Raw genomic sequence first — 7,365 nt, 5'->3', positions numbered from 1 at the left:
GGAACGTTCGAGAAACTGCCCGTTTGTGAACAAATTTCCGGTGACAAAGCGATGCCATGCCCGTTCGGAAGAAAAGCCAAGCAGCTTCCCCAAAATGTGAATCGCTATGATCACGTCATCTTCTTGCTTTACCAAATGGCGGTTGCGGCGTTGAAGATGCGTCTGAATCAATGACAGTTGAGCGGAGACAAAAAAGAAAATGGCGGCATGTATGAGTAAAATGTTTGTGGGAGGAAGTAAAGTCCTCGTTTATATGGTTCAAGGGGAGGTTCCCTTGATAAAAGAAGGAGGATGAGCAAAAAAGATGCAAAAAGGACTCTCTTCCTGTATGTTAATAAGTGCAAACAATCCACAACAGGAGGTCAGAGAGTCCTATGCAACAGTTTATCACAAGTGGGCAAACATTAAAAGAGCTAGAAGCAGAATTGTTTTCGATGTTACAAAAAACCTATGGAGAAATGCTTCAACAGGTATTGGAATGGCTGGATGAAGAGCTAGCCAAGCAACGAGATAAAAAGCGTTATTACCTAAAAGATAAACGAACGGTACAGATGCAGACGTTATTTGGGGAGGTGGAGGTTCGACGCAATTACTATTTGGATCGAGAAAAAGGCGTGTATACGTGCTTATTAGATGCGTTCCTCGGGTTCGATGGGGCAAAGGGAGTGAGTCCATTACTGGAGGAAACCGCCATCGAATTAGCCGTTACGGGTCCTTCGTATCGCCAAGCCGCAGAGGCGCTAGAGAAGATGGTAGGCTATGCGGTGATGAGCCATGAAACGATTCGCCAGCTGATCTTACAAGCAACGGTAGACAAGCATCGTCCGATGGAAAGGACACAGCAGGTGTTGTTTGTAGAGGCGGACGGGTTATACGTCAAACGGCAGCGAAGCCGGCGAAAAGGGAAAGAAGAAAAGATTTTGGCGGTACACCAAGGATGGAAGGTCAATGGAAAACGGGTATCGTTGGTGGGGAAACGGCACTATGTCCATGACACAAAAGAACCGGTGTGGGAAGGATTAGAAACGTTTTTGATGGAGGAATACGGCTATGACCCAACGAGGGATTGGGTGGTGATCAATGGGGACGGAGCAGCGTGGATTACGGCTTGTCGAGAGTACTTTGGGGAACGGGCATTTTTCCAGCTCGATCGGTTCCACGTCGCGCGAGAGATTCGTGAATGCGTAAAAGATCACCCACGGTACCGGACGATTCAGAAAAAGTTGGCCTTGTTCGATGAAAAGGGGTTATTAACGGAACTGCACAGTGCGGTAGGCACCCTAGGAGAGGAAAAGAAAGAAAAGCAATTGGAGGGATTGATTCAACGAATCGAGTCGATGCCTGGCTGTTTAAGCGATTATCGCGCGTGGCTGCGAGAAAAAGGAATCGATACGACGGGAATGCGCCCGATGGGAAGTGCAGAGGGAACGATGCACGTGTTTGCGAAGCGAGTAAAAAATGGACGGAGTTGGTGTGACAGAGGGATTCGAGCGTTTTTAGACGTGATGGTAGCCGTGAAAGACGGATTAACGATTGGGACGTGGAAAGGAGAGGTAGTGGTCGAGGAGGAAAAAAGAAGCGAACGAGAAACGATGGTGAAAAGGGGAATCAAGAAAGTAGGAGCAAAGATAGAGGAAGTGGTACGTGGCAATATTCGCTATCTCCAACAGTCGTGTGGAACGCCTATTTATGAAGTGTTGAAGGCATTGAAAGGGTTTTAAAAAAAGGGAAAAAAGGCACGAGCACAGGATGAGAGTATTGGAAAACGCTTACAAAGACTTGGTTATTTAATCCAAATATATCCAGAGAATCGAAATATCAAAAAAATCTCCCACAAACTCTTGACTCAATCTGGCGGCATATTGCTTTTGAATCTTGGCCCGATCTGTAGTAAAATGAAAGTGCTCTTGCATGGGGATTCTCCTTTCGAATGGTAGGTCGCACTTTCATTTTAAGGAGATCCGCCAGGCAAGGGCTATTTTTATGCTTGATCAAGTTTATCTAGCACCACGGGTATAAAAAATAAATTTATTGCTGTTGAGGGACTTTCTCAGCAGCTTTTTTATATAGATACTCCATATTACTTATTATGAGAATTAAATTATAATCTTTAGACAAACTTAAAAGGTAAGACGGTCAAGTCCTCATTATTGTGTAAAATTCCCTCTCTCCGTCCATCTAGTGAACTCGGTCACCGGAAAACAAAATCGCTTTTTGCCGTTTTCTTTTTACACGATTTCCGGGACTTAATCTAGATAAGACAAGCGCTATCTATAATTTTGAAGAGGTAGAAAGGATTAAAAAATATGATACTAAATATTATACTCGAAATTATGTTTCCTATTTTAAGTCTTATAGCAGCTGGAACTTTTTTACATCATCGGTTTAAATTCGATATGGAAACATTTTCCAAATTAATATTGTACTATTATATACCTGCTTTAGCTTTTTTAAATATTTATCAGGCAAATCTTTCTCTTAAAAAATTGCTTAATATATTTGCATATCTTATTCTACAACTAATAATTCTATTTGTAATTAGTAATTTGTTAAGTAAAGTTCTAAAACTCGAAAAAAGATTATCTGCAAGTTTTTCTAATAGCATTATTCTTGTCAATAATGGAAATATTGGTATACCCTTAAATGATCTAGTTTTTCATCATAATCCTTTTGCTATGTCTGTTCAAATGGTAGTGGTATTGTTTGAAATATTAACCTCATTCACTGTTGGACTGATCAATGCCAATTCTGCACAAAAGGGATTCAAAAACTCTCTTAAACATTTTTTTAAACTACCCGTTTTTTATGCTGTTATGCTAGGTTTGTTTTCTAAAATCCTACATCTTAAAATTCCGGATTTTCTATTAACACCTTTAGAAACAGTTGCCAATGGAATGTTAGCTTTTGCATTAGTTTCTATCGGTGCCCAGCTATCAATATCTAGATTTAAAGAACAATCAATACTTGTCTGCTTGAGTAGTTTCGTAAGGTTAATCATAGCACCCATATGTTCTTTCTCGTTGATTTGTTTTCTTGAGTTAAAAGGTGTAACTGCTCAAGTTCTATTTATATCCAGCGCAATTCCAACTTCAAGGAATAGTGTAGTATTGGCATTGGAATATGATAATCATCCCGAATTTGCAGCCCAAGCTTTAATGTTATCTACATTGTTAAGTAGTTTTACATTGACCATTGTTATCTATTTATCGAATTATATTTTATAACTTTGGTCAACAACATTCTTTAACAGACACCCATGCCAATAAAAATTGGCACATCGATGAATGAAATAACAGTAAAAGTTATCCAAAGTTAGTTCAAGTAGATCCCTTTTCAAAATAAGATCTTTCTATTTCGCTTGAAAGTAGCTTTCTCCAAAAGTTTTTGATTAAATTTTATTCCAAACCAACAATAAAAAAGTTGTTTAGCTCATTTGGTTATTTATCATCTTCAAACGACGTATCCATTCGATTAATAATCTTCTTAGCTTCTTCGTTGTCTAAATTTGTATATTTAGCTGTTGTTTCAATTGAATTATGTCCCAGTTGATCGCGTAAGAGTACAAGCTCGCCGCCGCTTCGTAACCACTCACTTGCAAATGTATGACGTAATTTATGTGGGCTTAATGTTTTGCCGCTAAATGCTTTAGTGTACTTCTTGATGTTATTCTGAATGGTGCGAACCGAAATAGGTTGTGCTTTGCCTCTGTACTTCGAGAGAAACACATACACATCCTCATTGGTTGCTTTATAACGTTCCTTACGAACTGCTAAATAGTTCTTTAAGTCCTCAAGAGAGGAGGGGAGGACATTAATTGTATCTTGCTTATTTCCTTTACGGACAATATCAATTTGAGCCTTCTTAAAATCGATATCCTCCAGTGTCAGATTTGCTATTTCATCGACCCGAGCACCGCTTCCAAGCATAAGAGATATAATTGCAATATCCCTCTCCTTATCCCGCAGAAAACATCTCTTTTGATGAGAATTTAATAGGTTTTCATATTCGTATTTTAGAAAATCAAGAAATTCTTTAATTTCTGGACCTTTTAAGAGCACGCTGCTAATTTTTTTAGCACGCCGGTTTGCGGTTTCCTTCTCTTTATGAGTCTCGATCTTTGCGAACACGTTACGATAGAAGTAGCATTCACCGTTTTCATCTTCAGTTTCCGTCGTTAGGTAATTGAAAAGGGATTTGAGCGCATGGATGGAACGCAGAACACTATCATGAGTACGTTTTTTAAATACGTTTTTACGTTGCTCATACGGCTCGTCAGTAAGATAGTCAATGTAAAATTCCACATCTTTTTTGCGTAAGTTTTCTAACGTTTCAAGCGGAATATCCTTAATTTGCTCACACTTCGCGATTCCTTCGGTGATTAACCACTGGAAGAAATGTCTAAAGTCATGCACATATACGAGTAGAGTGGAAGGGGAGAAACGCGCGCGCTTCTTATCTCTTACATACTCTACAACGTAAAAGGGCATGTCCTTAAGTTGTTCTTCTAGTCGCTGTTCGTGTTTTCGAAGTTCTCGTTATGTCGTGGACAATAGAAGTCACCTTCCTTTGTCGATTTTTGTCGAGGTTTGCGTTATATTTGGATATAACGCAAACTAGTGAAATTGAAAACTTAATGAACTTCCTATATTTTACTTATAAACCAAAAGTTATATACCGTGAATGATTGAAAAAAGTTTGTCTTGGCGCATTTTAGGCCGTTGCATTAAAAAAATGCAACAGGCCAAAAATGCGTTTTATTTTTTACCTCCTTCCCAAGTACGCCCCTTTCTTTGCCTCACCCCATTGTAATTTTTGCTTGTTAGGCGCGTAAAGGGTCTGCGCTCTTCGGACGGCTTGGGGAAGCCAAGTCGGCTAACCAAGCCTAAAAAGCATCGCTTTTAAGGCTTGCTAAGTCATTGAGCTTCCCACAAGCCGTCAACGAATCGCTTGATACTTCGTATGCTCCACTTCGTTCCGCACCCTTCTACCCACCTTCGCGCAAAAATTCCCCCACCGGCAAACAAAGAAAGGAGTGTTCAACCATGGAAAAAATCTACGAAATCCAACGCATCAAACAAATCGTTCAGGAGGTGGAAGAGCGACACAAAATCCGTTGTCCGGAGGATGCAGCAAAAGTGGCAGCACACTTCATCGGCGACGACGACAGAGAAGTGTTCTTAGTCATGTGCCTCAATACCAAAAACGAAGTCGTTGCCGTTCATCGCTGCCATATCGGTTCACTTAACTCATCCATCGTTCACCCAAGAGAAGTCTTCAAGGCAGCGATTCTCAATAACTCAGCTAGCATCATCGTCGCACATCAGCATCCAAGTGGTGACGTCACTCCATCGAGAGAGGATGTTGAAATAACGAAACGGCTAGCAGAAGCCGGAAGGATACTAGGGATTGAAGTTCTCGATCACCTAGTCATCAACTACAAAGCAGAATACACTTCCCTCAAAGAAAGAGGGTTCTTTTCCTGAAGGAAGGTTTTCCTCCTTCCTTCTTCTTTTTCTTTCTTCCCCTTTCTCCATTTTTGAATAGCATCGAGCTTTTCAAAAATGGGCTGTTTTAAAGCGTTGCAATAAAACAGCCATTTATTTTAGGAAAAATGTTGTGATATACAACATTTTATGCTATTATTGTAGTAACTTACAACAAAGAGGTGGATTAAATGAAAAATACTACACAAAAGATCATCAATCAATTTCCTCAATTAAAACCTTTACTGGATGAATCCAATAAAGAAGTATTGAAAACTTCCTCAACATTAAGTGAGTTAGAAAAGACATTTTTGCAATTGGCTCGATTCTTTGAAAAACCGAATGAGGAAGCATTCTCGCTCCAATTACTATATCAGCACCTTGAAGATGAATGGCTGGAATTTGCGTTGCAACTAATCGTGGAGTTTTTCAGAAACGAAACGTATTTGATTAAAAACCCTAACTTCTCGATCATTAGAGACTCCCAGGACTACTACACCCAAAGTGATTTTGCGCGCTATCTAGAGGATAAAGGAATTCATTTCCCCCAAAACAAGATTGCTGTCTATCGCAAAAGAGGAAAGTTTCCAAAGGAAGACTTAGTAGTAGCCGGAACGCCATACTGGTCAAAATATACCGTTGAAAGCTTTGCCAAGCATTTATTGGAGCAACAGAAGAAATGATCAGGGAAAAAATATAGCAAAATTTTGATTGAACAAAAGGGGATACGTTTTAAAAAGCCATAAATGCCCTATAGAGACGCTTTTTCTCTTCCGAATATAAAACAATTGAAGACGCGTTATACGCCAATCTGAGAAGCCGTTTTTTTAAAGGGGGGCTGAAAAATTCAGGATACCTCCCCTTTTCGTATTCCGTGAAAATGCATGCGCCCCGATGAGTCATTTTCATGCCCGGGTGGAGAGCAAAAATTGCTCATGGAACTTTTCCGTGAAAATCCCCACCACTTGGTGAGTGCGGTATACGCTCCTGATCCGTGAGGGTATACTGAAAATGGCCAAAAAAGGCAATAGGAAAGCAGAGGTGCCCGATTTTAGGCATCTCGTATAACCTGTCTGCCTTTTGGCTAGACTAAATAAGTTGTGGTTGGCGGAACGGCTCTTTGCGGGAGATCATGCAAAAGATGATCACCAACATCCGCCGAGCAATGGCGATGAGGGCTTTTTTCTTCCCGCACCGGGCCGCCAACGACCAAAACTTTCGGGACAAGGGATGCGTCTTGGATCGAGCTGCTGACCATGCCGCCTCGCATAACGCCGATCGGAGATGGGGATTGCCTTTTGTCGTGCGCGTGCTCTTTCGCTTTCCGGCGCTTTCATGGTTGCCGGGGGACAATCCAGTCCATGAAGCCGCCCGTTCCGGCGTTTCAAAGACGCTCATGTCGGTTCCCATCTCGGCTATGATGACGGCGGCGGTTTGTTTTTTCACTCCGGGCATGGTCATCAGCAGGTTCACTTCCTCGCGATACGGCTCGAGCAGGCGGTCGATGTGTTGGTCGACTTCTTCGATGAGCCGCTCCAATTCCTCAACGTGTTTCCACAAGAGGCGAAGGAGACGGAGCTCGTGTTCGGTCAAGGTGCCGAGCAGCGAATCGTACACCGCTTGCTTTTTCGTTTTGAGCCTTCCGCGCAGGCATTGATCCAACTCGTCCTTGTCCACGTATCCCTTCTCAAGCAGCCGGGCGAGGATGTCTTTTCCGGAAACGCCGAAGAGATCGGAGAGGACCGAGCCGAGTTTGACATTGGAAGACTCGAGCACTTTTTGAATCCGGTTTTTCTCCGAAGTCAGCTGTCCGACCCACTTTTTGCGGAGGCGGGTAAAATCCCGCAATTCGCGAATATCCGCTGGGGGGACGAAACTTTTT

At 41.7% G+C, this 7,365-nt stretch carries 5 protein-coding genes and 2 pseudogenes; 4 read left to right on the top strand and 3 right to left on the bottom strand.

The genetic code is table 11. The features are described from left to right. Nucleotides 1-222: pseudogene (locus tag B4113_RS18405) on the bottom strand (IS982 family transposase); the annotation flags it as partial. 152 nt (nucleotides 223-374) lie between these two features. Here B4113_RS18405 and B4113_RS02440 point away from each other — a divergent pair. Both B4113_RS02440 and B4113_RS02435 read left to right on the top strand, forming a co-directional pair. After that, nucleotides 375-1,721 carry an ISLre2 family transposase gene (locus B4113_RS02440; RefSeq protein WP_061912156.1) on the top strand — a complete coding sequence of 449 codons (1,347 nt, stop codon included), beginning with the start codon at nucleotides 375-377 and terminating at the stop codon, nucleotides 1,719-1,721. 585 nt (nucleotides 1,722-2,306) lie between these two features. Then, a complete protein-coding gene (locus tag B4113_RS02435) occupies nucleotides 2,307-3,224 on the top strand; it encodes an AEC family transporter (protein ID WP_061912155.1) in 918 nt (305 codons plus the stop codon). Nucleotides 3,225-3,437: 213 nt separating this feature from the next. On the opposite strand, the pseudogene xerS reads toward B4113_RS02435, so the two are convergent. Then, nucleotides 3,438-4,514, bottom strand: a pseudogene (xerS, locus tag B4113_RS02430) (tyrosine recombinase XerS); the annotation flags it as partial. A gap of 528 nt (nucleotides 4,515-5,042) precedes the next feature. Here xerS and B4113_RS02425 point away from each other — a divergent pair. Further along, on the top strand, nucleotides 5,043-5,483 hold the full coding sequence (locus B4113_RS02425; RefSeq protein WP_082799282.1) for a RadC family protein: 441 nt from the start codon (nucleotides 5,043-5,045) through the stop codon (nucleotides 5,481-5,483). A gap of 191 nt (nucleotides 5,484-5,674) precedes the next feature. Further along, nucleotides 5,675-6,166, top strand: coding sequence for a hypothetical protein (locus tag B4113_RS02420; RefSeq protein WP_012301104.1), 492 nt, complete (start codon nucleotides 5,675-5,677; stop codon nucleotides 6,164-6,166). A gap of 406 nt (nucleotides 6,167-6,572) precedes the next feature. Here the strand turns inward: B4113_RS02420 and B4113_RS02415 are convergent. Continuing rightward, nucleotides 6,573-7,365, bottom strand: a 793-nt coding sequence (locus tag B4113_RS02415; RefSeq protein ID WP_061912153.1) for an IS110-like element ISGka2 family transposase, incomplete at its 5' end; no start/stop codon positions are given.

It is taken from the genome of Geobacillus sp. B4113_201601, from assembly GCF_001587475.1.
In the GTDB taxonomy this organism is placed as follows: domain Bacteria; phylum Bacillota; class Bacilli; order Bacillales; family Anoxybacillaceae; genus Geobacillus; species Geobacillus icigianus.
The sequence above is the reverse complement of the archived record's forward strand: the minus strand, read 5'-3'. Positions and strand labels throughout refer to the sequence as shown.